Source organism: Aeromicrobium sp. S22, assembly GCF_009661045.1.
Lineage (GTDB): Bacteria > Actinomycetota > Actinomycetes > Propionibacteriales > Nocardioidaceae > Aeromicrobium > Aeromicrobium yanjiei.
Genome location: NZ_WJWV01000002.1, coordinates 122,363 through 144,915, shown reverse-complemented (window position 1 = coordinate 144,915; position 22,553 = coordinate 122,363). Strand labels below are relative to the sequence as shown.

At 69.8% G+C, this 22,553-nt stretch carries 22 protein-coding genes; 13 read left to right on the top strand and 9 right to left on the bottom strand.

The window, feature by feature from the left end:
• Nucleotides 1-15: 15 nt before the first annotated feature.
• Nucleotides 16-444, bottom strand: a complete 429-nt coding sequence (locus GEV27_RS09345; protein ID WP_153934114.1) for a nucleoside deaminase — start codon at nucleotides 442-444, stop codon at nucleotides 16-18.
• Nucleotides 425-2,665 (bottom strand): MMPL family transporter, encoded by a 2,241-nt coding sequence (locus GEV27_RS09340; RefSeq protein WP_153934113.1) that lies wholly within the window; start codon nucleotides 2,663-2,665, stop codon nucleotides 425-427. The genes GEV27_RS09345 and GEV27_RS09340 overlap by 20 nt, the downstream gene beginning before the upstream one ends.
• An 18-nt stretch (nucleotides 2,666-2,683) precedes the next feature.
• On the opposite strand from GEV27_RS09340, the gene GEV27_RS09335 reads away from it, so the two are divergent.
• Both GEV27_RS09335 and GEV27_RS09330 read left to right on the top strand, forming a co-directional pair.
• On the top strand, nucleotides 2,684-3,982 hold the full coding sequence (locus GEV27_RS09335) for a sensor histidine kinase (protein WP_153934112.1): 1,299 nt from the start codon (nucleotides 2,684-2,686) through the stop codon (nucleotides 3,980-3,982).
• Nucleotides 3,979-4,635 carry a response regulator transcription factor gene (locus GEV27_RS09330; protein ID WP_153934111.1) on the top strand — a complete coding sequence of 219 codons (657 nt, stop codon included), beginning with the start codon at nucleotides 3,979-3,981 and terminating at the stop codon, nucleotides 4,633-4,635. The genes GEV27_RS09335 and GEV27_RS09330 overlap by 4 nt, the downstream gene beginning before the upstream one ends.
• A 7-nt stretch (nucleotides 4,636-4,642) precedes the next feature.
• Here the strand turns inward: GEV27_RS09330 and GEV27_RS09325 are convergent, their stop codons facing one another.
• A complete protein-coding gene (locus GEV27_RS09325) occupies nucleotides 4,643-5,590 on the bottom strand; it encodes a class II glutamine amidotransferase (RefSeq protein WP_153934110.1) in 948 nt (315 codons plus the stop codon).
• 169 nt (nucleotides 5,591-5,759) lie between these two features.
• Nucleotides 5,760-6,395 (bottom strand): fasciclin domain-containing protein, encoded by a 636-nt coding sequence (locus GEV27_RS09320; protein WP_153934109.1) that lies wholly within the window; start codon nucleotides 6,393-6,395, stop codon nucleotides 5,760-5,762.
• A gap of 274 nt (nucleotides 6,396-6,669) precedes the next feature.
• Here GEV27_RS09320 and GEV27_RS09315 point away from each other — a divergent pair, with 274 nt between their 5' ends.
• From GEV27_RS09315 to GEV27_RS09280, 8 genes are read left to right on the top strand one after another with little or no spacing between them, the layout of a single operon-like run.
• Nucleotides 6,670-7,722: an enoyl-CoA hydratase/isomerase family protein gene (locus GEV27_RS09315; RefSeq protein WP_309222141.1), complete on the top strand. Its 1,053-nt coding sequence runs from the start codon at nucleotides 6,670-6,672 to the stop codon at nucleotides 7,720-7,722.
• On the top strand, nucleotides 7,715-9,160 hold the full coding sequence (locus tag GEV27_RS09310) for a CoA transferase (RefSeq protein ID WP_228765142.1): 1,446 nt from the start codon (nucleotides 7,715-7,717) through the stop codon (nucleotides 9,158-9,160). The genes GEV27_RS09315 and GEV27_RS09310 overlap by 8 nt, the downstream gene beginning before the upstream one ends.
• The gene (locus tag GEV27_RS09305) at nucleotides 9,157-10,557 is read left to right on the top strand and encodes an amidohydrolase family protein (protein WP_153934108.1); all 1,401 of its coding nucleotides are present in this window, start codon (nucleotides 9,157-9,159) and stop codon (nucleotides 10,555-10,557) included. Before GEV27_RS09310 ends, GEV27_RS09305 begins: the two co-directional genes overlap by 4 nt.
• A gap of 57 nt (nucleotides 10,558-10,614) precedes the next feature.
• Nucleotides 10,615-11,760 carry an acyl-CoA dehydrogenase family protein gene (locus GEV27_RS09300; RefSeq protein ID WP_153911235.1) on the top strand — a complete coding sequence of 382 codons (1,146 nt, stop codon included), beginning with the start codon at nucleotides 10,615-10,617 and terminating at the stop codon, nucleotides 11,758-11,760.
• Between the two features lie 41 nt (nucleotides 11,761-11,801).
• Nucleotides 11,802-12,566: an SDR family NAD(P)-dependent oxidoreductase gene (locus GEV27_RS09295; RefSeq protein ID WP_153934107.1), complete on the top strand. Its 765-nt coding sequence runs from the start codon at nucleotides 11,802-11,804 to the stop codon at nucleotides 12,564-12,566.
• A 12-nt stretch (nucleotides 12,567-12,578) separates the two neighbouring features.
• Entirely contained in the window at nucleotides 12,579-13,733 is a 1,155-nt protein-coding gene (locus GEV27_RS09290) for an acyl-CoA dehydrogenase family protein (RefSeq protein WP_153934106.1), read from the top strand.
• Nucleotides 13,730-14,761, top strand: a complete 1,032-nt coding sequence (locus tag GEV27_RS09285; RefSeq protein ID WP_153934105.1) for an acyl-CoA dehydrogenase family protein — start codon at nucleotides 13,730-13,732, stop codon at nucleotides 14,759-14,761. Before GEV27_RS09290 ends, GEV27_RS09285 begins: the two co-directional genes overlap by 4 nt.
• Nucleotides 14,758-15,645, top strand: a complete 888-nt coding sequence (locus tag GEV27_RS09280; protein WP_153911231.1) for an acyl-CoA thioesterase II — start codon at nucleotides 14,758-14,760, stop codon at nucleotides 15,643-15,645. Before GEV27_RS09285 ends, GEV27_RS09280 begins: the two co-directional genes overlap by 4 nt.
• 33 nt (nucleotides 15,646-15,678) lie before the next feature.
• Here GEV27_RS09280 and GEV27_RS09275 read toward each other — a convergent pair whose 3' ends face one another.
• The 3 genes from GEV27_RS09275 to GEV27_RS09265 are packed head-to-tail and all read right to left on the bottom strand — an operon-like array spanning nucleotide 15,679 to nucleotide 18,690.
• A complete protein-coding gene (locus GEV27_RS09275; RefSeq protein WP_153652798.1) occupies nucleotides 15,679-16,749 on the bottom strand; it encodes a Gfo/Idh/MocA family protein in 1,071 nt (356 codons plus the stop codon).
• A gap of 23 nt (nucleotides 16,750-16,772) precedes the next feature.
• Complete coding sequence (locus tag GEV27_RS09270) at nucleotides 16,773-17,780, bottom strand: TIGR03617 family F420-dependent LLM class oxidoreductase (protein WP_309222140.1); 1,008 nt, start codon at nucleotides 17,778-17,780, stop codon at nucleotides 16,773-16,775.
• Nucleotides 17,781-17,829: 49 nt separating this feature from the next.
• Nucleotides 17,830-18,690, bottom strand: coding sequence for an SDR family NAD(P)-dependent oxidoreductase (locus tag GEV27_RS09265; protein WP_153934104.1), 861 nt, complete (start codon nucleotides 18,688-18,690; stop codon nucleotides 17,830-17,832).
• A 72-nt stretch (nucleotides 18,691-18,762) separates the two neighbouring features.
• Here GEV27_RS09265 and GEV27_RS09260 point away from each other — a divergent pair, with 72 nt between their 5' ends.
• The gene (locus tag GEV27_RS09260; RefSeq protein WP_153934103.1) at nucleotides 18,763-19,203 is read left to right on the top strand and encodes a nuclear transport factor 2 family protein; all 441 of its coding nucleotides are present in this window, start codon (nucleotides 18,763-18,765) and stop codon (nucleotides 19,201-19,203) included.
• 22 nt (nucleotides 19,204-19,225) lie between these two features.
• Entirely contained in the window at nucleotides 19,226-20,029 is an 804-nt protein-coding gene (locus GEV27_RS09255) for an enoyl-CoA hydratase/isomerase family protein (RefSeq protein ID WP_153911228.1), read from the top strand.
• 12 nt (nucleotides 20,030-20,041) lie between these two features.
• Here GEV27_RS09255 and GEV27_RS09250 read toward each other — a convergent pair whose 3' ends face one another.
• On the bottom strand, nucleotides 20,042-20,935 hold the full coding sequence (locus tag GEV27_RS09250) for a crotonase/enoyl-CoA hydratase family protein (RefSeq protein ID WP_153652803.1): 894 nt from the start codon (nucleotides 20,933-20,935) through the stop codon (nucleotides 20,042-20,044).
• Nucleotides 20,932-21,705: an SDR family NAD(P)-dependent oxidoreductase gene (locus tag GEV27_RS09245; RefSeq protein WP_153934102.1), complete on the bottom strand. Its 774-nt coding sequence runs from the start codon at nucleotides 21,703-21,705 to the stop codon at nucleotides 20,932-20,934. Before GEV27_RS09245 ends, GEV27_RS09250 begins: the two co-directional genes overlap by 4 nt.
• Before the next feature lie 78 nt (nucleotides 21,706-21,783).
• Here GEV27_RS09245 and GEV27_RS09240 point away from each other — a divergent pair, with 78 nt between their 5' ends.
• The gene (locus GEV27_RS09240) at nucleotides 21,784-22,551 is read left to right on the top strand and encodes an SDR family NAD(P)-dependent oxidoreductase (RefSeq protein WP_153934101.1); all 768 of its coding nucleotides are present in this window, start codon (nucleotides 21,784-21,786) and stop codon (nucleotides 22,549-22,551) included.
• Nucleotides 22,552-22,553 lie beyond the last annotated feature (2 nt).

Genomic DNA, 22,553 nt, shown 5'->3' with positions numbered 1-22,553 from the left:
GCGACACAGCGAGAGTCAGTAGTACCCCTGGACGACGAGGACGGCTTCCTGCACCAGGCCGGGGCCGACCCGGGGCACCGTGGGCACCTCGCCCGATCGCTTGATCGAGTCGAGTGCCGCGGCCGGCAGAGCGAACACGACGCGTGCGAGACCGGCACGGTCGATCGCGCCGGTGCACATCGAGCACGGTTCGCAGCTGGTGTACATCGTGGTCGCGCCTGCCTCGGACGCAGTCAGCTCGCGCGCGGCCCACCGGGCGAGCTTGAGCTCGGGGTGCGCCGTGATGTCACGCTCAGACGTGACGGTGTTGTGGTCCTGGGCGATCACCGCGCCGTGCCGGTCGACGAGCAGGCTGCCGAAGGGGGCGTCGCCGGCTGCCCGGCTGTCGGCCGCCAGGGTGATCGCCGCGCGGAGAAATCCCTCATCATCCGGCGTCAGCTTCATGAAGAGCTCCTGTCTCATGGGCGCGGGAAAGCGGTGACAGCATAGCTGCGGCGCTCGCTTCGCCCTCCCCCCGCGCGGGAAGGGAGTCGTCCAGGTCCAAGTGGGGCAACAGCCGGTCGAGCCACGCCGGGAGCCACCAGTTGGCGTCGCCGAGCAGCTTCATCGTCGCGGGCACCAGCACGAGGCGCACCAACGTCGCGTCGAGGAACACCGCGGTCGCGAGCCCGAGACCGAGCATCTTGAGGACGGGGTCGTCGCCGAAGCCGAAGCCGACGAAGACCGACACCATGATCGCGGCACCACACGAGATGGTCCGAGCCGTGACCCCGATCCCCCGCACCACGGCGTAGCCGTTGTCGCCTGTGCGCAGATACTCCTCGCGCACCCGAGAGAGCAGGAAGACCTCGTAGTCCATGGACAGCCCGAAGAGGATCGCGAACACGAACAGCGGGATGAACGAGATGATCGGCACCGTCGACTCCAAGCCGATCAGGCTCGCTGCCCAGCCCCATTGGAAGACCATCACCAGCACGCCGTACGACGCGGCGACGCTCAGCAGGTTCAGCACCGCTGCCTTGAGCGGCACCACCACGGAGCGGAACAGCACCATCAGCAGCAGGAAGGACATCGCCACGACCGCGACCAGGATGATCGGCAGCCGTTGCTCGACGCGCTGGCTGAGGTCGGACATGGTGGCGGTGTAGCCGCCGACATGAGCGGTTGCCGGGCTGCCCGCCAGCGCGGACGGCAACACCTCGGTGCGCATCCGGTCGAGCGTGCGGACCGTCTCCGTGTCCTGCGGTGTCGTCGTCGGCTGGGCGATGATCACGGCGACGTCGGACGTCGCCTCCACGGGGGCGACCACGGCCGAGGCGATGCCCGGGTCGGCAGCCAGCGCCGCGGCCAGCGGATCGACCACGGACCGGTCCCGGGAGACGTCGACGGCCACGACCATCGGCCCGGTGGCACCGGGGCCGAAGCCGTCGGCGACCAGGTCGTAGGCTCGCCGCTCGGTGCGCGCCTCGGGGTAGGTCCCCTGGTCCGGCAGGCCCAGCCGCAGGGCGAGGACGGGCGCGGCGAGGGCGAGGAGCAGGGTCGTGCCGGCGACGGCGTACGCCGCGGCGTGCCGCGTGACGTGTGCACCCCAGCAGGACCAGCGCAGCGCCGCGGCGTCGGTCCGCTGCCCCTGCCCGCGCCGTTCGCCGCGCCGGGCCAGGAGACCGCGTGCCTGGAGTCGCTCTCCGGCCAGCCCGAGCAGCGCCGGCAGCAGGGTGATCGCCGCGAGCACCATCACGAGCACCACCGCGGCGACGCCCGCACCACCCGCGGTGACGAACGGGAGCCCCGCGAATCCCAGCCCGAGGATCGCCACCACCACGGTGGTCCCGGCGAAGACGACGGCCTGCCCGGCGGTCGCCAGGGAGCGCCCCACCGCCTCCGCGACCGGGACGCCCGCAGCGAGGTGCTCCCGGTGGCGCGAGAGGAGGAACAGCGCGTAGTCGATGCCGACGCCCAGCCCGACCATGGCCGCCATGACCGGCGCCCAGACGGGGACGTCGATGAGCAGCCCGAGCAGCGGGATCAGGCTGGCGCCCACCAGCAGGCCGAACAGCGCCACCGCCAGCGGCAGCCCGGCGGCCAGCAAGGACCCGAAGGCCGCCACCAGGATCACCGCCGCGACCACCAAACCGATCGCCTCGCCCACGTTGGCGGGCGGCTGCTCGAAGCTGAAGTAGAGGTCACCGCCAGCCTCGAGCCGCAGCGACGACGAGGACCGCGCCTCGGCCAGGACGTCCTTGAGCGCGGTCAGGTCGGAGGCGGCGAGCTCCCCGATCTCGGGGTACTGCACCCGCAGCAGGGCCACCCGGCCGTCCGGCGACACCTCTCGTGTCGTGCCCAGCACCTTCGGCAGCTCGCCCACGGCCGACTCCAGCCGGTCCAGGCCGGCCTCGGCCTGCCGAGAGTCCATGAAGGTCACGTCGCCCTGCTCCGGGGTCGCCACGACGTACGCCGTGAGCCCTCCGGCGCCGCTGTCGGCACTCGCCAGCAGGTCAGCGGCGGCCTGGGAGTCGGTCCCCGGCGCCGCCATCGAGTCGTCCAGGTGCTTCCCGAAGCCGGCCGAGGCGGTGACCACCAGCACCGAGAGGAGCACCCAGGCTCCGATGGCGATCCACGGCCTGGTGGCCGACCAGCGTCCCCAGCGGTACAGCAACCGTGACATGGCTCTTCTCCTTGGTCGATGGGTCGGGCCTCGTGGCCCGTTGGCTCCACGCTCGTGGACCGCCGGGCCGGCCACATCGGCGTCGAGGCCGGACCCGCGTCGTCCGTGGGGACGAGCGGGATCTCGTTCTTTCGGTCGGTCCGCAGCGCCCCGGCGGCCCCTAGGCTGGGGCGGGTGATCACCAACGCCCTGCGCTCGCTGTGGGCCGAGCCCCGCGCCGCGGACGCTCCCGATCGGGTGTCGCGCGACTGGGCGCTGGTCGCGGCGGTGATGGTGGCAGCCCTCCTCGAGGGAGTCCTGCGGGACGACGTCGCCTGGCGGCCGATCGTGACGATCGTGACGATCGGGCTCGCGCCGGTGTTGCTGTGGCGGCGTACCCACCCGTTGGCCTGTGTCGTGGCGGCCTTCGGCACCGCGTTGGTGCTGGGGCTGGCGAGCCTCGTGGGTGGGGCATCCAGCCTCGGTCTCAACACGATGATCTTCGTCCTGGTGTTCGTCTACGCGCTGGTCCGTTGGGGCTCGGGGCGCGAGATCGTGATCGGGCTGACGGTGGTGCTGGTCGCTGCGGTCGTCGGCACGGTCGCCGACGCGACCGGGCCCGGCGACGTCTTCGGCGGGTTCGCCGTCCTGGCGGCGTCTGCCGCGGGGGGCGCGGCGTTCCGCTACCGCGCCGAGAGCTGGAGCCGGGCGCTGGATCAGATCCGCAGCCAGGAGCGGGTCGGCCTCGCGCGAGAGCTGCACGACATGGTCGCCCACCACGTCTCGGCCATCGCCGTGCAGGCGCAGGCCGGCCAGGCGTTGGTGGGGCAGCGACCCGAAGCGGCGCTCGAGGCGCTGGCCGTCATCGAGGGGGAGGCATCGCGGACGCTCACGGAGATGCGGGCCATGGTCCGGGTGCTGCGCGACGGAACGTCGGCGGAGTACGCCCCCCAGCCCGGCGTGGCCGACCTGGCGGCCCTCGCCCGCCATGACCGGGCACCGGTCGTCGACGTGAGGCTCCCGGGCGATCTGGGCGAGCTTCCGCTCCAGGTCGACGCAGCGGTCTACCGGCTGGCGCAGGAGGCCCTGACCAACGCCCTGCGGCACGCCCGCAACGCCTCGCGCGTGGAGATCCGGGTCGTCGAGGGCGAAGGACGGCTGCGACTGCGGGTGACCGACGACGGACAGATCGACCCGGTACGGCCGGTGGCCCATGGCTTCGGGCTGCTGGGGATGACCGAGCGCGTGCACCTGCTCGGCGGCACGCTGCGTGCCGGGCCGGCGCCCGAAGGCGGGTGGGCGGTCGACGCCGAGCTCCCGATGGAGGTGGGCCCATGACGGTACGCGTGATGGTGGCCGACGACCAGGACCTGGTGCGCACCGGCCTCTCCATGATTCTCGACGCGCAGCCGGGCATCGAGGTCGTCGGCCAGGCGGCGGACGGCCACGTCGCGGTCGATCTGGCGCGTCGGCTCCGCCCCGAAGTGTGCCTGCTCGACATCAGGATGCCCGGGCTCGACGGCATCGAGGTGACCGAGCTCCTGGCCGGACGGGGCGTCCGGGACCCGATGGCCGTGGTGGTGATCACGACCTTCGACCTCGACGAGTACGTCCACGGCGCGCTGCGGGCCGGAGCCCGGGGCTTCCTGCTCAAGGACGCCGGGCCGCAGCTGCTCGTCCAGGCCGTGCACGCCGCCGCCGTGGGCGATGCCCTGATCGCGCCGAACATCACCCGGCGGCTGCTGTCCACCCTGGCCGCCAGGAACCCGTCGAACCGTCGTACCCAGCCGATCGAGCCGCTCACCGACCGCGAGGAGGAGGTGCTGGTGCTGGTCGCCCGCGGCCGCACGAACGCCGAGATCGCCGCCGATCTCTTCATCGGCCTGACGACCGCCAAGACCCACGTCGCCAGCCTGCTGGCCAAGATCGGCGCCCGCAACAGGGTCGAGATCGCGATGTGGGCCTACGACACCGGCCGGGTGGGCGACTGACGCCCGCCTACACGCTCAGGGTGCGGACGGTTCTCGTGATGCTCGTGCCCTTCTTCTCGAGAAAGACGATGTCACCGAAGTCCAGGTCCAACCAGGCGTCGTTGTCCGTCAGCGGCTCGGAGGCGAGGATGACCGACGTCGCCTCTTCCTCCGTGCAGTCCTCGAAGTCATAGGTCGTCTCGTCGTCCTCGAAGTTGCGACCCACCAGCAGATACATCGGCTCCAGGAGCATGGAGAGAGCGAAGTCGTCCGTGCCTGGACCGGATTTGCGCAGCTCTCTCCAGTCCCCCGCCGGATCGGTCTCGCCCTGGTGTCCTGTGCCGACGTTGACTCCGATGATGCGGTTCGGGGCGACCAGGGCCATCTTCAGCTTGGTCAGGCTGGGGAGCTCGAGGCTGTCCATGGCCTTGACGATGAGCTTCAGCATCTCCTCGAATCCGCGCTGCACGCCGTCATCGCTGTCGTCCTCGAGCAGGGAGAGGAGAAGCACGTACAGGAACTCCGTGTCGGTGGTGCCGCGCATCTGCTTCAGGAACTCGTCCTTGCAGTGCGGCAGCAGCTCGCGCTGCAACAGCTTCCAATGGGGCAGGTCGCCGTTCTGGGCGATCATCCCCGGGGTGCCCTGGTACGAGAACGGGTGGCAGTTCTCGTCGGCCAGGACGGCTGCCGAGTTGTAGTCGGCAGCTCGAACATGGGCAAGCAGCGTGCTGGCCTGCAGGCTCGGCACGATGCCCGCCACGTTGTCGTCGTAGAACGCAGCCATCGGCCGGTGGTACAGCAAGGGCTCGTCCGTCTTCAGCAGATGCTCGCTCCAGATGCCGAATCCCCAGCCTGCGAGCTGGAGCTGCGGGTGGCGCTCCGGGTCGAGAGTCTGGTTGATGAGGCTGTTCTCGGGCTTGAGGAGCAGGTTCTCCACCGGCATCTCTGGCCCGATGTAGGCGAGCACTCGGCACATGTATGTGTTCCCTCACTGACGGATCGGCGACATGGGGCGCGGATGTCGGTGCAGCGTGCACCGCATCGACAAGACGCGCGCCTCCGCAGCCTAGAGGTCCACACTCGCTGGGGGTCCCACGGGCCGACGACGCGGCCCCGGCTGAGCCGGGGCCGCGTACGTCCTGCGGTCAGAGATCGGACGGTCGAAGGACCCGGTTGATGCCGTGGGCGATCTGCCGGTTGCCCTTGTTGATGTTGCTGGAGGACTTGATGACCAGCGGGTCGCGGTCGTTCGGATCGTCGTCGCGCAGCCGCACCGCTCCCTTGCGCACGCTGACTCGGATGTCGGCACCGCTCAACGCGGTGTCCAACGCCGCGCCGTTGGCCTTCTGCGCCTGCCGGTAGGTGATCGTGGCGCCGGGCACCACGTGGTAGAGCAGGACGGCCTCGAGGGTGTCAACGTCGGCCACCTTGGTCAGAGCCTTGAACACGGACCGTTCCTTGCTCAGCTGCCGACCGGTCAGATCGCGGACGAGACGTCGGAAGGCGATGTCCTTGGGCAGGAATGCGGTGAGCTTGACCTTGCCGTCGGCGAGGACCGCGACATCACTGTCCGGCTTGGCGGCCAGCACAGTCCTCACGGCCTTGTCGAGGATGTCGTAGTCGGACCAGTTGCGGTCGTAGCCGCCTCCGTCTGCGGCCAGCACGGCCGCCAGACTCTTCGTGCCCGGCTTCTTCGCCTCGGCGCCGGCGGGGCCGACTTGACCGATCAGTGTCAGCGTCAGCCCTGCGGCTACGGCCGTGGTGAGTGTGCGGATCCTCATCGTGTTTCCTTTCGGGTGGGTGTTTCATCGGTGGCATGCGGGTGGACGTCCTCCCACGCGCCCTCGTCCTGCCTGGCGAGGCGGATGCCGAGGGAACGCGCGATGTGCATGCCTGCTATTCGTCGGCGGCACGCCGAGCGGTTGCAGGTTCCGGCACAGTTTTTTCGTCACACCGATGCCTCCCGTGCGCATCAGCGCTGCGGGGCCCCCTGCGATTCGACCCCGCCGACCTGTGGTGCCCGGCGTCGGGGCGATCAGTCTGTAGTCTGAGGCCGTGACGGCGCCGTTGATGACGCTCAGTGATCTGGCCGACGGAGCAGGCCGCCTCCAGCTCGACACCGACGGCGATCCGGTCGACCTGTTCCGGCTCGTCGACCTCGATGCCACGCCGCAGCACGATGCCGCTGAGGCGGCGGCGCTGGAGGCCATGTCCGGTCCGACCGCGATCCTCGTCGGGGTGACCTCCCGATCTCCGTCGTCCGTGCCGACTCGACTGCTCGAGGCCATGACCTGCACGGTGACCTCATCCGGCGACGCCGGCTGCGCCCCCCAGAGGCAGGTCGTCGAGGTCGACGACCTCGACGACGCCCTCGCAGACCTCGAGTCCGCCATCAGCGCTTCGCCGATCGCCGCGCTGACGCTCAACGGCCTGCTCCAGCTCACGAGCCGCCTGCCCGTGTCCGACGGCCTCGTTGCCGAGTCGCTGGCCTACTCGACCCTCCTCGCCGGGCGAGAGTTCGCGGCGTGGCGCAGCGGGACGGCACGCCGCCCCGTCCCGGACGTCGCCGACCCGGTCCTCGTGTCCCGCACCGACGACGTCCTCCACGTGACGCTCAACCAGCCCGAGCGGCGCAATGCCTTCGGCCGGGCGACTCGCGACGGCCTCATCGAGGCATTGACTCTGGCCGAGCTGGACCACACCATCCGCCGGATCGAGCTGTCGGGCCGCGGCCCGTCGTTCTGCAGCGGAGGCGATCTCGACGAGTTCGGCACCGCCGACGACGTCTCGTCGGCCCACCTTCTCCGCGTCGGGCAGAGCGCCGGCCGCGCGATCCACCGCAGCGCGTCCCGAGTCAGGGTCGTGGTCCACGGAGCATGTATCGGCGCCGGTGTCGAGGTGCCGGCCTTCGCAGGTCGTGTCGAGGCCAGGAAGGACGCCTACTTCCAGCTGCCCGAGCTGCGCATGGGTCTCGTGCCGGGAGCCGGCGGCACCGTCAGCATCACTCGACGGATCGGCCGCTGGCGGACCGCGTTCCTCGCTCTGAGCGGGCGGCCCGTGGCGATCGACGTCGCGCTGCGGTGGGGCCTGGTCGACGGCCATGCCTGATCGTCCCGGCCGCATGCTGAGCGGGACCGATGTCATCGTGGCCGGCGACGGATCGACGGCTCAGTACGCGCGTGATCTCCTGACCTGCCTCGGCGCCGGCGACGACGCGTCGGACGACGCCCTGCGCCTCGACCTGACGACGGCGCCCAGTCCGCTCGCAGACTGGGCCTCCTCCGGCGCGATGGCACTGACCGGGCGTCCCGACGGTCCGCCGCTGGCGCCGGCCGGCAACCCCGCCGGCGCGGTCCGGGCCGCCTTGGCCGTCTTCTCGCTGCTGGCCCCGCAACAGCCCGGACGGACGCCCCGCCTGCCCGGTGTCGAGCTGCTCGGTGAACGCGCGGCGGTGATGGGCCTTCGGCGCAATGCGCCGTGGTCGTGCGGTGGCGCCTTCCGGACGCTCGCCGCGTCCGACGGCAGCCTGGGCCTCTCGCTGCCCCGCGCCGACGACCTGTCCATGGTCCCCGCGCTTCTCGAGCAGGGAGATGATCCGGCCGAACCGTGGGCGGCCCTGGAGAGCTGGACGGCAGACCGCACAGCAGCCGAGGCTGCGGCGCGCGCCCAGCTGCTGGGTCTGGCAGGCGCTGCGGTCCCCCGGTGGCAGGCGCCCGCCGACGAACAGCTCCAGCATCGCCGTGACGTCCTCGCCGTCCCGGGCGGCACCTCGATCCTCTCTCGGCCCGGCGGTCCACGTCGCCGCCTGCGGCCTTCCCCGCTCGTGGTCGACCTGACGTCCCTGTGGGCCGGGCCGCTCTGTGCGCACCTGCTGGGTCTCGCCGGGGCCGAGGTGGTCAAGGTCGAGAGCACCCGGCGCCCGGACGGCGCCCGCACCGGTCCGCCGGCCTTCTTCGACCTGCTGCACCAAGGCCATGCAGCGGTGGCCCTCGACTTCACGACCGCCGACGGCCGCGATCAGCTTCGCCGGCTGATCGAGTCAGCGGACGTCGTCCTGGAAGCGTCCAGGCCGCGCGCCCTGGAGCAGCTCGGGATCGACGCCGGTGCCAGCGTCGACCGGGGCACCATCTGGACCTCGATAACGGCGTACGGGCGCACCGGCCCGTGGGCCAATCGCATCGGCTTCGGCGACGACGTGGCAGCCGCGGCCGGACTCGTCCTGGCCGACGGCGAGGAGCTCGTGCCGTGCGGCGACGCGATCGCCGATCCGCTGACCGGAATCATCGCGGCGGTCGCCACCCAGGCCGCCCTGCGCGGTGATCGTGCCCACCTGATCGACGTGTCGATGCGTGACGTGGCCGCCTCGGTGGCCGGGGACCCGCACGCCGTGACCGCCGCGATCCGCGCCGGCGAGACCGGCTGGGTCGTGCAGACCGGGGACGGCTCGATCCCCGTGGCCGAGCCGTCTGTCCGACGCCCCGAGTGCCCCGCCGCGGCGTTCGGTCATGACACCGCCGAGGTGCTCGCACGTCTGGGCGTGGCATGAGCCTTTTCGTCCGTGAGGCCGAGGTGGCCGGCCGGATCGTGGACGTACGGATCGCGGGAGGCGTCGTCACGGCCCTCGCCGGGAAGCTCCGTCCGACGGTGGGAGATCTCGTCGTGGAGGCCGACGGAGGTGCCCTGATCCCTGGCCTTCACGACCATCACCTCCATCTGCTGGCGATGGCCGCTGCCATGCAGTCGGTCTCCTGCGGGCCGCCCTCAGTGACCGACGGCACGCAGCTGCGTGAATCGCTCGAGCGCGCCGCCGGAGGGCTCGCACCGGGCGAGTGGCTCCGCGGCGTCGGCTACCACGAGAGCGTCGCCGGCCCGCTGGACCGGCACACGCTCGATGGGCTGGTGGCTGGGGTTCCCATCCGGGTCCAGCACCGCAGCGGTGCGCTGTGGGTGCTCAACTCGGCGGCGCTCCGACTGGTCGGACCGCACCTCGACCGGGGCGCTGACGTCGAGCGCGATGAGCAGGGGCGGCCGACCGGACGGCTGTGGCGCTACGACGCGCGTCTGCGCGACATCCTCGGCGCCCAGCCGCCCGATCTGCGCAAGGTGGGCGAGCGACTGACCTCCCTCGGCATCACGGGTGTGACCGACGCGACCCCGGATCTGGACGCCGCCGGTCGGCGGATCGTCGTCGACGCCGTCGACAGCGGAAGGCTGCCGGTGCGGGTGCACCTGCTCGGCACTCCCGCCCCCGACGCGCACACCCCGGGCGTGACCTACGGGCCGCGCAAGCTGCTGCTGCGCGACCACGACCTGCCCGCGCTCGACGATCTCGCGGCGACCATCTCCGGCGTTCACTCCACGGTCACTCCGGTCGCCGTTCACTGCGTGACCCGCGAGTCGCTGCTGCTCACGCTCGTGGCCATCGAACAGGTCGGGGCGCTGCCGGGCGACCGGATCGAGCACGCCGCCGTCGTGCCGCCGGAGGTGACCGAGTGGATCGCGCGTCTGGGTCTCCGGGTCGTGACCCAGCCGGGTTTCATCGCCGAGCGTGGCGACCAGTACCTCTCCGACGTGGACCCCGCGGACCACCCGCTGCTCTACCCGTACGGATCGCTGCTCGGCGCGGGGATCGATGTCGCGCCCTCGAGCGACGCCCCGTACGGACCGCTCGATCCTTGGGAGATCATGCGGTCCGCCGCGTCCCGGAGCACGGCAGCCGGCAGGATCATCACCCCGGCCGAGCGGGTCTCCCCCGCCACGGTCCTCGACGGGTACCTCTCCGACCCCGAGACGCCGGGCGGCGCGCCCAGGCAGGTCGTCGTCGACGCGCCTGCGGACCTGTGCCTGCTCGATGACCGTCTCGAACAGGTCCTCGCCGATCCCCGAGCAGGTCGGGTCCGGTTGGTCATCCGTGCCGGTGTCGTGATCGATCCACGTCATTGAGTTAATTAGGTATACTCTTGGCTGGTCAGTCACAGCACAGCAGGCGGAGGGACGTCAATGAAGCGGACGATCTACGGCACGGACCACGAGGCGTTCCGCGACACCGTGCGGTCCTTCTTGATCAGGGAGGCCGTCCCGCGCCAGGACGAGTGGTTCGGCCAGGGCTTCGTCTCCAAGGACTTCTTCGCCCACATGGGTGGGCTCGGACTGATCGGGATGCAGGTGCCCGAGGAGTTCGGCGGCGGCGGGGTGGACTCCTACAAGTTCAACGCCGTCCTCGCAGAGGAGACGGCCGCCCAGCTCGTCTCAGTGGGAGGCCTCCGGGTCCACATGGACATCATCCTCCCGTACTTCATGGAGTACGCGGACGACGAGCAGAAGAAGCGCTGGCTGCCCGGCATCGCGAACGGCACGTTGATGACGGCCATCGCGATGACCGAGCCCGGGACCGGGTCGGACCTCGCCGGCATCGCCACGACCGCGCGCCTGGAGGGTGACCACTACGTCATCAACGGCGCGAAGACGTTCATCACCGGCGGCATCGGTGCCGACCTGGTCATCGTCGTCGCGCGCACGAGCAAGAGCGAGAACCGCAGGTCCGGACTCTCCCTGCTCGTCGTCGAGGACGGGACGCCCGGATTCAGTCGGGGCCGCAACCTGCAGAAGATCGGCCTCAAGGCACAGGACACCGCTGAGCTGTTCTTCGAAGAGGTGCGCGTCCCCGTCGAGAACCTCCTCGGCAGCGAGGGCGAGGCGTTCACGTACCTCTCCAGCAACCTGCCCCAGGAGCGCCTGTCGATCTCGGTCAACGCCGTCTCGCAGTCACGCGCAGCGCTCAAGGCCACGCTCGAGTACGTCCAGGACCGCAAGGCCTTCGGCCAGACGGTCGGCAGCTTCCAGAACACCAAGTTCGTCCTGGCGGGCCTGTCGGCGCAGATGGAGGCCGCCGAGAGCCTCCTCGATCGGGCCATCGAGGAGCACGACCGGGGGGAGCTGTCCGTCGCGGACGCCGCCAGGGTCAAGCTCTTCGCCACCGAGATGCAGGGACGCGTCATGGACGAGTGCCTGCAGCTGCACGGCGGCTACGGATACATGCTCGAGTACCCCATCGCGCGGATGTACGCCGATGCCCGCGTCACCCGGATCTACGGCGGGTCGAGCGAGATCATGAAGGTCATCATCGCGAAGTCGCTCGGACTCTGAGCCCCGGGCCCCACACACCACCCACGGAAAAGAGCATCCCCATGGACATGGCAGGAAAGACCGTACTCATCTCTGGTGGCGCCTCCGGTCTGGGCCTCGCGACCGCGCAGCAGCTCATCGATGCCGACGCCCGCGTGCTGATCATGGATCTGGCGTCCTCCGACGGAGCCGCGATCGCGAAGGACCTCGGCAAGAATGCCAGCTTCATCGCTGGCGATGTCACGGTGACCGAGGACATCGCCGCGGCCGTCTCGGCCGCCGAGGACCTCGGCGAGTTCCGCGGCCTCGTGCACACCGCGGGCGCGGGTGGAGCGGTCCGCTTCGTCGAGAAGGACGGGTCGCCCGGCTCGCTGGAGACCTTCGAGCGCGTCGTGCGCCTCAACCTGGTCGGGACCTTCGACGTCCTCCGCCAGAGCGCGGCCAGCATCGCCAAGCGCGACGAGATCGACGGCGAGCGTGGCGCATGCGTCCTCACTGCCTCGATCGCGGCCTTCGAGGGGCAGATCGGTCAGGCGGGGTATGCCTCGTCGAAAGCCGGCATCGTGGGGATGACCATCGTCGCGGCGCGCGATCTGGCCCGCTCGAGGGTTCGCGTGTGCACGATCGCTCCCGGTACCTTCGACACCCCGCTGCTGTCACGTCTGCGCGCGGACGTCCGCCAGGGCTTGGCCGACGCGATCCCCAATCCGTCGCGCCTCGGCCAGGCCCACGAGTACGCGGATCTGGCGGTCACGATCCTGCGCAACACGTACCTGAACGGCGAGACCATCCGTCTCGACGGCGCCCTCCGCATGGCACCTCGGTAATCGGGTCACCGCATGACGTTGCCTGACATCGGCGCCGTCCGGCTGCCCCAGGCACTCGACGTGATCCGCGCCGAGGTTCGTGAGTTCCTCCAGGCGGAACGGACCGCGGGCCGCTTCGTCCCGCACTGCGACGCCTGGCTGTCTGCGGCCGATCCCGCGTTCAGCCGCCGCCTGGGCGAGCAGGGCTGGCTCGGCATGACGTTCCCGCGCGAGTACGGCGGCACCGGGGCCGGCGCCCTCGCCCGGTTCGTGGTCACCGAGGAGCTGCTCGCGGCAGGCGCCCCGGTGGCCGGACACTGGATCGCCGACCGGCAGTCCGGGCCGAGCATCCTCCGGTTCGGCACCGAGGAGCAGAAGCAGTCGTACCTTCCGGGCATCGCCCGCGGCGAGACCTGGTTCGCGATCGGCATGTCCGAGCCCGACTCGGGCTCCGATCTGGCCTCGGTACGCACCCGTGCCACGCGGGTCGAAGGCGGCTGGCGCGTCAGCGGCACCAAGGTGTGGACGAGCGGCGCGCATCACGCTCACGCGATGATCGCGCTGGTCAGGACTGACGCGCTCGACCCCACGCGACGGCACGCCGGGCTGAGCCAGTTCATCATCGATCTCGACGTGCCCGGGATCCAGATCACGCCCATCCGGCTCCTGAGCGGGGCACACCACTTCAACGAGGTCGTGCTCGACGACGTGTTCGTCCCCGACGGACGCGTGCTCGGGGAGATCGGCGACGGCTGGAGGCAGGTCACGAGCGAGCTCGCCTGGGAACGGTCAGGACCCGAGCGGTTCCTGAGCACCTATCCACTCCTGGCCGCCGCCGTGGATCGTCTCGCGAACGCTGCGGACAGCTCCGCTTCCGCCTCGGTGGGCACGCTCGTGGCACGGATCTGGACACTGCGGCAGATGTCCATCTCGGTGGCCAGCAGGCTGGATGCCGGCCAGTCCCCCGACATCGAGGCCGCCCTGGTCAAGGACCTGGGCACGCTCTTCGAGGGCACCCTCACCGACGCCGTGCGCATGCTGGTGCGGACGGAGCCCGACACTGAGTCCACTGACGTTCTGACCCGGCTCCTCGCCGAGTCGATCCTGCAGATGCCGGGCTTCACGCTGCGCGGGGGTACGAACGAGATCCTTCGCGGGGTCGTGGCCAGGGGCTTGGGAGTTCGATGAGCGACGAGATCAAGGCACTGGCCGCCTCGGTCGGTGCGGTGTGCGGGCAACCGGCAGCCACTCACTGGGACGCCTTGGAGGGTCTCGGCGTGACCCTCCTCCCAGTGCCCGAGGATCGCGGGGGTGCCGGGTCCGACGTGGCGACGACCGGTGCGGTCCTGCGCACCCTGGGCCGGTACTCCGCCTCGGTGCCGCTGGTCGAGACCGCCCTCCTCGGCGGCTGGATGCTGTCGGCCAACGGACATGACGTCCCGGCAGGACCCCTGAGCGCAGCCGTCGCGGGCAGCGACGTCGAGCTGGTCCGTCAGCAGGATGGCTGGACCATGTCCGGACGCCTGCCGCGGGTGCCGTGGGCCGGCGATGCGTCCCTCATCATCGTGCTCGCGGCGGCCGCTGACGGCGATCATCTGGTGGCGCTCGATCCGGCATCCGCACGCCTCGAGCCCGGGCACAACATCGCGGGAGAGTCTCGCGACGACGTCGTCCTCGACGATGTCGCACTGAACGATGCCCAGGTGCTCCCGGTCACCGAGGCATCCGGCGTCACGCGTGAAGCCTTCCGCCAACGCGGGGCCCTCGGCCGTGCCCTGCTGATGTCCGGTGCCGCCGAGCGCGTGCTCGAGCTGACCGTCGAACAGATCTCCCAGCGAGTCCAGTTCGGGCGTTCGCTCGGCGCCTTCCAAGCCGTTCAGCAACAGGTGGCCCAGCAGGCCGGCGAGGTCGCCGCGACCCGCGTGGCCACCGAGGCTGCGGCCCTGGCCCTCGACGCGGACGGCCGAGCGGGTCTGGCGATCGCCGCCGCGAAGGTGCAGGCCGGAGTGGCTGCCGGTGCGGTGGCCCGCGTCGGCCACCAGCTGCATGGAGCGATCGGCTTCACCGACGAACACGAGCTGCACCGCTGCACGACCAGGCTGTGGGCCTGGCGCGATGAGTACGGCAATGAGGACGAGTGGGCGGGCCGCCTCGGTCGGCTGACACTTGCCGGTGCAGGTGACGACCTCTGGCCCATGCTCACGAGGACCTCATGACGACACAGGTGTCACGTCCTACGACCCCCGGTCGGCCGCGACTTGCGAACGTCCTGGTGCTGACGCCGGTCGGCCCCGACGCCTTCGAAGGCGATCCTGGGGCGGCCAACTCGTCCGGTGGCGTCTATGGAGGTCTGGTCTTCGCCCAGGCGGCCGCAGCGGCGAGTCTCTCGGTCGATGACGACCGGGTGATGTGCTCCGTCCAGGGTCAGTTCCTGCGCTCGGGCAGTTTTGGCGCCCCCATCACGTACGCAGTCGGACGCGCTCGCGACGGGCGATCGTTCTCCAACCGCAGCGTCGAGGCGACCCAGTTCGGCCAGGTCATCTTCACCCTGACCGCCTCGTTCCACGTCCCCGAGGACGGCTTCGACCATCAGATCCAGGTGTTCGATGCTCCCGGCCCCGAGGGACTCCCCTCGATGAGCGAGGCGTTGACCGACGTCGGCGACAGCACGCGGGACTGGATGCAGGCAATGCTGGGACGCGTGCCGTTCGAGATACGGCCTGCCGACGAGCTGCCTCAGGTCGCCTGGACACGTGGCGAGACTCCTCCCCCGCGGCAGCGCTTCTGGCTGCGACCCTACGAGCGGCTGTCGGCCGATCCCTATCTCAACATGATCTCGATGCTCTACGCATCGGACCTGTTCCTGCTCAGCTCGACACTGCCGCCGCACCACGTGGTGCTGCCCGAGCTGCAGTTCGGGAGTCTCGACCACAGCGTCTGGCTGCACCGATCCGTCGAGTTCGACGACTGGCTGCTGTTCGAGCAGGAGGGCTTCTGGGCCGGGGGCGGGCTGGGACTGTGCCGTGGGGTGTTCTTCAACCGTCGCGGCCAGGTCGTGGCGAACACTGCGCAGCAAGGACTCATCCGCCCCCCGTCCTGACCCAGGTCGCCCGCGTGCGTGCCTGCCTCGTCGTCAGAGAGTGACCCAGCCCGCTCCGGCCGACGACGCCCTGGCCGCTTCGATGACTCGTTGAGCCCTCAGTCCGTCGGCGAAGGACGGCACGCTGGTGTCCGTGCCCGAGAACGCCGGGAGCCAGTCCTCGAGCATGAGTGCCATGGCCCGGACCAGGCCTCGGGCCGCCTGGCCGTCGGCGTCCGGAAGACGGTGCTTCTGCTGGGTCGACAGCTCACGCTCGACCAACCCGTCGTCGGCCAGGCCCCCCGCGAGGATCCGATCTTTCCGCGGAGCGCCTGACAGGGTCACCGTGCCGGCCGTGCCGAAGGCATCGAACGTCCAGCCCCGTGCGTGGATGCCGACCACCGACGCGGTGATGACGGCCAACGCGCCCGAGTCGAGCCGCATGAGGATGCCGCTGGTGTCGTCCGCGGTGACCTCGAGGGTGTCGCCGTCCGGCAGCTCGCGAGTGGGAATCGACGAACGGACGTCGGCGCACACTGCGACGGGCTCGCCGAAGAGGGAGCAGACGAAGTCGATGTCGTGCACGACCAGACCGTTGAGGTAGCCACCGCCCGATGCGAGGTCGTACATCCACAACGACTGCAGGGGGCGCGAGGGATGCCAGTACGGCCCGCTCTGATGCAGCCGGACGCTGAACGGTGTGCCCACCATTCCGGCGTCCACCTGTTCGCGGACCGTGTACCGGCCGTCCTGCCAGCGGGTCTCGAACGACACGGCGGTCGCCTTGCCGCTGGCTGCCGCAGCGTCGACCATCTCGGCGGCCTGGTCGGCAGTCACTGCCAACGGCTTCTCGCACAGGACGTGCTTGCCCGCGGCCAAGGCAGCCAGCGTCTGCTCGTGATGCAGCTCGACCGGAGTGGCCACCGAGATGAGGTCCAGGTCCTCGCGCTCGACGAACGATCTCCAGTCCGTCGACGTGTCCGAGATGCCGAGCCTGGTGCCGGCGTCGCGGACCGATGACTCGGTGCGGGCACACAGCGCTACCAGCTCATACCCTGGGGCCGCCGCGAATGCGGGCGCCTGAACGTGTGCCCCCCAGCCCACTCCGATGAGTCCGACCCTCAACGGACGGGTACGACTGTCGGGCGTCACAGGACGGCCAGCGCTTCGCGCACGGCCGTCGCGGTCTCCCGGCCCAGCGACTCGGCCGGGACGGAGATCCGGTCGGCCACCCCCTCGACCCGCCGTGCGTAAGCCGCAGGCAGGTCGTCCGGCGAAGCGACGACGGCGAAGGCAGCGAGGATGTCGTCATCGATCAGCGTGCCCATCGTCTCCCACTCCCCCAGCTTCGAGAGTCGCTGCAGCTCAGGCTGCAGCTCACCCCAGCCGTGCACGTCCAGGACGGGCCGGTACGCGGGCGTCGAGCCGTAGAAGGCGATCCGCTCGCGCGCAGCGCGCGCCGATGCCCCCCACGACTCCTCGTCGACGCCCGTGACCACGAACGGCTGATATCGCGTCGTGAAGTCCGAGCGGCTCCTGCCGCTGAGCCGCAGGCCTCGTTCGATCGCCGGTTCCAGGACCTCGGCCAGATATCGGGGCGTCGTGAAGCTGTGCACCAGCAGGCCGTCGGCGACCTCACCGGCGACCGTGGCCATCCTCGCGCCGACGGCTGCGACGAACACGGGCGGCAGACCGGCCGGCAGCGGGCCGGGGTCGAAGGTCGGCGTCATCAGGGTGTGCGTGTAGAACTCCCCCTCGAACGACAGCGGCGTGGTCTCCTGCCACGACGTCCAGATCGCCTGCAACGCCAGCACGTACTCGCGCATCCGGGCGGCCGGCTGCGACCACGGCATCGAGAATCGCCGCTCGATGTGGGGCTTGATCTGCGATCCGAGCCCGAGCTGCATGCGACCGCCCGAGAGGCGCTGCAGATCCCAGGCGACCTGCGCAGTGGTCATGGGATTCCGCGAGAACGCGACCGCAATGGCCGTGCCGATGTCCACCCGGTCCGTGTTGGCCGCCGCGAGAGCCAGTGGCAGGAACGGCTCGCGATCGACCTCGGACGTCCAGACGCCGTCCCAGCCGTCGGCCTCGAATGACCTGGCCAGGTCGGGGACGCCCGCCAGCTCTCCGTGCAATGAGATGTCGACCTTCACCGATCCACGCTCCTTCGTTGACTACCGTCTTGACTCGTCCTGTGCGGCCTCAGCCGAAGCTGAGACCCTCGTTGAGCGTCCACTTCCGGTCGCGTCCACGGACCCAGCCGCTCGAGGCCCACGTGCCGCCGTCGACCGGCAGCACCGTGCCGGTGACGTACGAGGCCATGTCGGAGGCCAGGAACAGCGCCGCATCGCCACACTCCTCGGCCCGGCCCTCGCGGTCGAGCGGTATCAGGCGGTTCATCGCGTCCACGGTCTCAGGAGAGCGCTCGATCCACGTCGACTCGTCCACCGGACCGGTGCGATTGCCCATGTTGCCGGGCGTGATCGTGTGATCGGGTGCGATCGCGTTGACACGTATGCCGTGCTCCGAGAGCTCGAGTGCCATGCTCCGGGTGAAGGCGATCATGCCCGCCTTGCACGCTCCGTAGACCGCGAAGTTGGGCGCGGCACGGCTCCCTTCGATGCTCGTCACGTTGATGATCGATCCGCCGCGGCCGCCGCGGATCATCACGGGTGCCGCGGCGGAGATGCCGGCCATCATGCTGACGAGATTGATGTCGATGTGGCGGCGCCAGCTGCGCTCGCTCTGTTCCAGGAAGGGGCGACCGGACACCCCGCCGGCGTTGTTCACGAGGATGTCGATCCGACCGAACCTCTCCTCGGTGGCGGCGACCATCGACTCGATCTGCCGCACGTCCATGACGTCGGTCGGCAATGCGAGCGCCTGGGCGCCGATCTCCGCCACGCGCTCCGCGACCTCATCACAACGCTCGGGAGAGACATCGGCGATCGTGACGTCGGCGCCCGCCTCGGCGAGGGCCAGCACGATCGCGCGCCCGATGCCGCCGCCCCCGCCCGTGACTATCGCCGCCTTGCCCTCGAGCGACATCTTGGCTACGGACATCCGCCGACCTCCTCACACTGGGTATGGTCGTCCTAATATAGATGAGATAACTCATTGATGAAAGAAGACGGCATGGAACTGTGGGAGCTCCTGGCACGCGAACAGGTGCGGGACGTCTACGCGGCCTACACACACTCCGGCGACCGCTTTCGTCTCGAAGATCTGGCTGACTGCTTCACGCAGGACGGCATCCTGGAGGTCAAGGACCGCAACCAGGCACAAGGGCGCGGCGCGATCGTCGAGATGCTGTCCGGTGGCTCGCGGGTGGCGCAGCCCCCCGCAGACGGCAGCCGGACCTTCATCCGACACTTCATCGCCAACATCCGCTTCGACTCCGTCACCACCCAGCGCATCGAGACCTCGGCCTACTTCCAGGTGCTCACGGCCGCCGGTCTCGACCACTGGGGCCGCTACCGCGATGTGTTCGTGCCTGCCGAAGGGCGCTGGCTGATTCAGCACCGCTTGGCCGCGCTCGACGCATCGGTCGCCGACAGCTGGTTGGCGAATCGCTGAGAACCCACCGATCGGACCCACCATGACCACCGTCACGAGCAGTCAGCCGGCCCCAGGCGTCACGCAGGTGACGCTCAACCGTCCCGAAGCCCTCAACACCCTCAACGACCGGCTCGTCACCGACCTCGTCCGCGTCCTGGACGAGGTGGCCGAGGACCCCGACTGCCGGGTAGTGATCCTGACGGGCCAGGGCCGCGCGTTCTGCGCCGGCCTCGATCTCCACGGCTTCGGTGACGAGGCCAAGGTCGAGGCTCAAGGGGAGATCGTGCGGCAGCTGACGAGGCAGAAGGAGATCGCGGGACTGGCTCAACGCCTGCACTCCCTGCCACAGCCGGTGATCGCCGCGGTCAACGGTCCCGCTGCGGGAGGCGGACTGGCGCTGGTGTGCGCGAGCGATGTCCGCATCGCGGCCGAACCTGCGGTCTTCGCGGTCTCGTTCATCAGGGCCGGCTTCTCGGCGTGCGACATCGGCGTCTCGTGGCTGCTTCCGCGGATCGTCGGCGCAGGCAGGGCCCATGAGCTGATGCTGACGGGCCGGCGGTTCGACGCTGCCGAAGCGTTGCGGATCGGGCTGCTGACCGACGTCGTCGACGCCGACAGGCTTCTGCAGACCGCGCTCGACAAGGCGACCCAGATCATGCTGAACCCTCCCCTCTCGGTCGAATTGACCAAGGAGGGCATGTGGGCTGCGCTGGAGATCTCGGCGTTCGACACCGCGGTCGAGTTCGAGAATCGCCAGCAGGCCTTCACGTCGTTCACCGCCGATCGCCTCGAGGCGACGGCGGCCTTCCTGGAAAAGCGCGCGCCGGTCTACCGACGCCGCTGACACGGCGTCAGGTCACGAGAACTCCGGGGCCTCCTGCCCCTCCCAGATGTGTGGCATGTCGGAGGAGACCTTCCGCGGGAAGACGGGCTTGCGCTTCTCCAAGAACGACATGACACCCTCCCGGACGTCATCGGATGCGCCCTGGATCTCCAGCGCGCGGCTGTCGGCGCGGTGGGCGTCCATCGGGTGCGCGGCACCTGCCATACGCCAGATGAGCTGACGGGTCAGCGCGATCGAGACCGGTGCCGAGTCCGAGACCATCGACAAGGCGAGCGTGCGGGCCGCCGGGAGCAGATCGTCGGGAGCGTGAAGGGCGCTGACGAGTCCGCGATCCATTGCCTCTTCGGTCGTGAAGATCCTGCCGGAATAGGACCATTCCAAGGCGGTCGGCAGCCCGACGAGCCGCGGAAGAAACCATGATGCCGCCGCGTCCGGCACGAGTCCGCGACGCGCGAAGACGAAGCCCACCTTGGTGTCTGGCGTCGCCAGCCGAGCATCCATCGGCAGGGTCATGGAGGCGCCGACACCGACAGCCGGCCCGTTGATCGCAGCGATCACGGGCTTGAGGCTCTCGAAGATCCGCAATGTCACGAGACCGCCACCATCGCGGTGGATGCCGTTCTCGTACCGGCCCCTCGCGGGGGTGTCGCCGTTGGCCGCGTAGTCGAAGGTCGTGTCGCCCGCCGACAGATCGGCCCCGGCACAGAACGCGCGCCCGCTCCCCGTCACGATGACGGCCCGCACTGCATCGTCGGCGTCCGTGAGGTCGAAGGCTGCGATCAGCTCCTCCAGCATCTCGGCAGTGAAGGCATTGAGCCGATCGGGACGTCGGAGGGTCAGGACCGCGATGCCGTCGGCATCGATCTCGAGCGAGATCGTGTCGAAGCCGGCTACCTCGCGGGTCATCGGGGTGCCATCCGGATCGCACCGTCGAGCCGGATCGTCTCACCGTTGAGCATCGGGTTCGACACGATGTGTGCGACCAAGGAGGCGTACTCCACCGGATCGCCGAGCCGGGACGGGTGCGGGACCTGTGACCCCAGCGATGCGAGCGCCTCATCGGGCAACGACTGCAGCAGGGGCGTCAGGAACAGGCCCGGCGCGATCGTGTTGACGCGAATCTTGTGCTGCGCGAGATCGCGGGCGATCGGCAGGGTCATGCCGACCACGCCGCCCTTCGATGCGGAGTAGGCGGCCTGGCCGATCTGGCCGTCGTACGCTGCGACAGAGGCGGTGTTGACGATGACGCCGCGCTCTTCGACCTCTTCGGCCTCTTCGGACGTGGCGACCATGCAGGCCGCCGCGAGGCGGGTGACATTGAAGGTCCCGATCAGGTTGACCTCGACGACACGGCGGAAGTCACTCAGGGGGAAGGGCGAACCGTCCCGGCCCACGACCTTGATCGCATTGCCTATTCCGGCGCAGTTGACCGTGACCCTCAGGTGCCCGAGACCGGCAGCAGCGTCGACCGCCGCCTGGACCTGGTCCTCGTCCGTGACGTCCGCAGGGACGAAGACTGCGTCAGGTCCGAGCTCCTGCGCCACGGACACTCCGTCCGAGGACGCCAGATCCACGATGACGACCTTGGCGCCGTCGGCCGAGAGACGACGGACCGTCGCCAGACCGAGCCCCGAGGCGCCACCCGTCACGAGAGCGACTTTGCCGGCAATGTCCATGCTCCACTCCTCTGCTCCACCGAATGAGTAATCTCAATTAGAGATTTAGATTACCGTTCTCGATCGTCAGGAGCACCGATGAACTCGAACTCTCCGCATGTCGTCGTCGTGTCGGGTGGCGGCACCGGGATCGGCAAGGCGATCACGACCGCCTTCGCCGACGCCGGATCCATCGTCGTGATCGTCGGCCGGCGTGCAGAGATTGTCCGGCAGGTGGCCGCAGGACGCGACAACGTGATGGCGATCCCCGCGGACGTGACCGACCCCGACCAGCTGAGGGCGCTTGCCGCCGAGCTGGAGAGCCGATTCGGGACGATCGACGTGGCCATCGCCAACGCCGGAAGCGGCAACGCCGGTCCGCACGAGGGCCTCGAGCAGGTGGCCGAGCACTGGAACTTCATCGTCCGAGCGAACATCCTGTCGGCCGTGCTCTTCGAGCACGCGCTGCGACCTCTCCTGCGACGAGACGGCGGCCGTTTCATCGCGATCACCTCTGCCAGCGCCAAGAGCAATGGCGGCGAGGTCGCCTACGCCGCGAGCAAGGCAGCCCTCAATCGATGGATCGTGCAGGTCGCTAGCGAGGTGGGCGCGGAAGGGATCACCGCCAACTGCGTCTCGCCAGGCTTCGTGCCCGACACCGAGCTCTACAAAGGTGCCATCGATGAGTCCGCCTACGCACGGGTCGCCCGCGGCATCGCGGTGCAACGCGTCGGCACGCCACAGGACGTCGCCAGCGCGGTGCAGTATCTGGCTTCCGGTGCTGCAGGGTTCATCAGCGGAAGCATCTTCGATGTCGACGGCGGCAGGCGCGCCGGGCCGACGAGTCTCATCAGCTCCAAGAAGTAGCG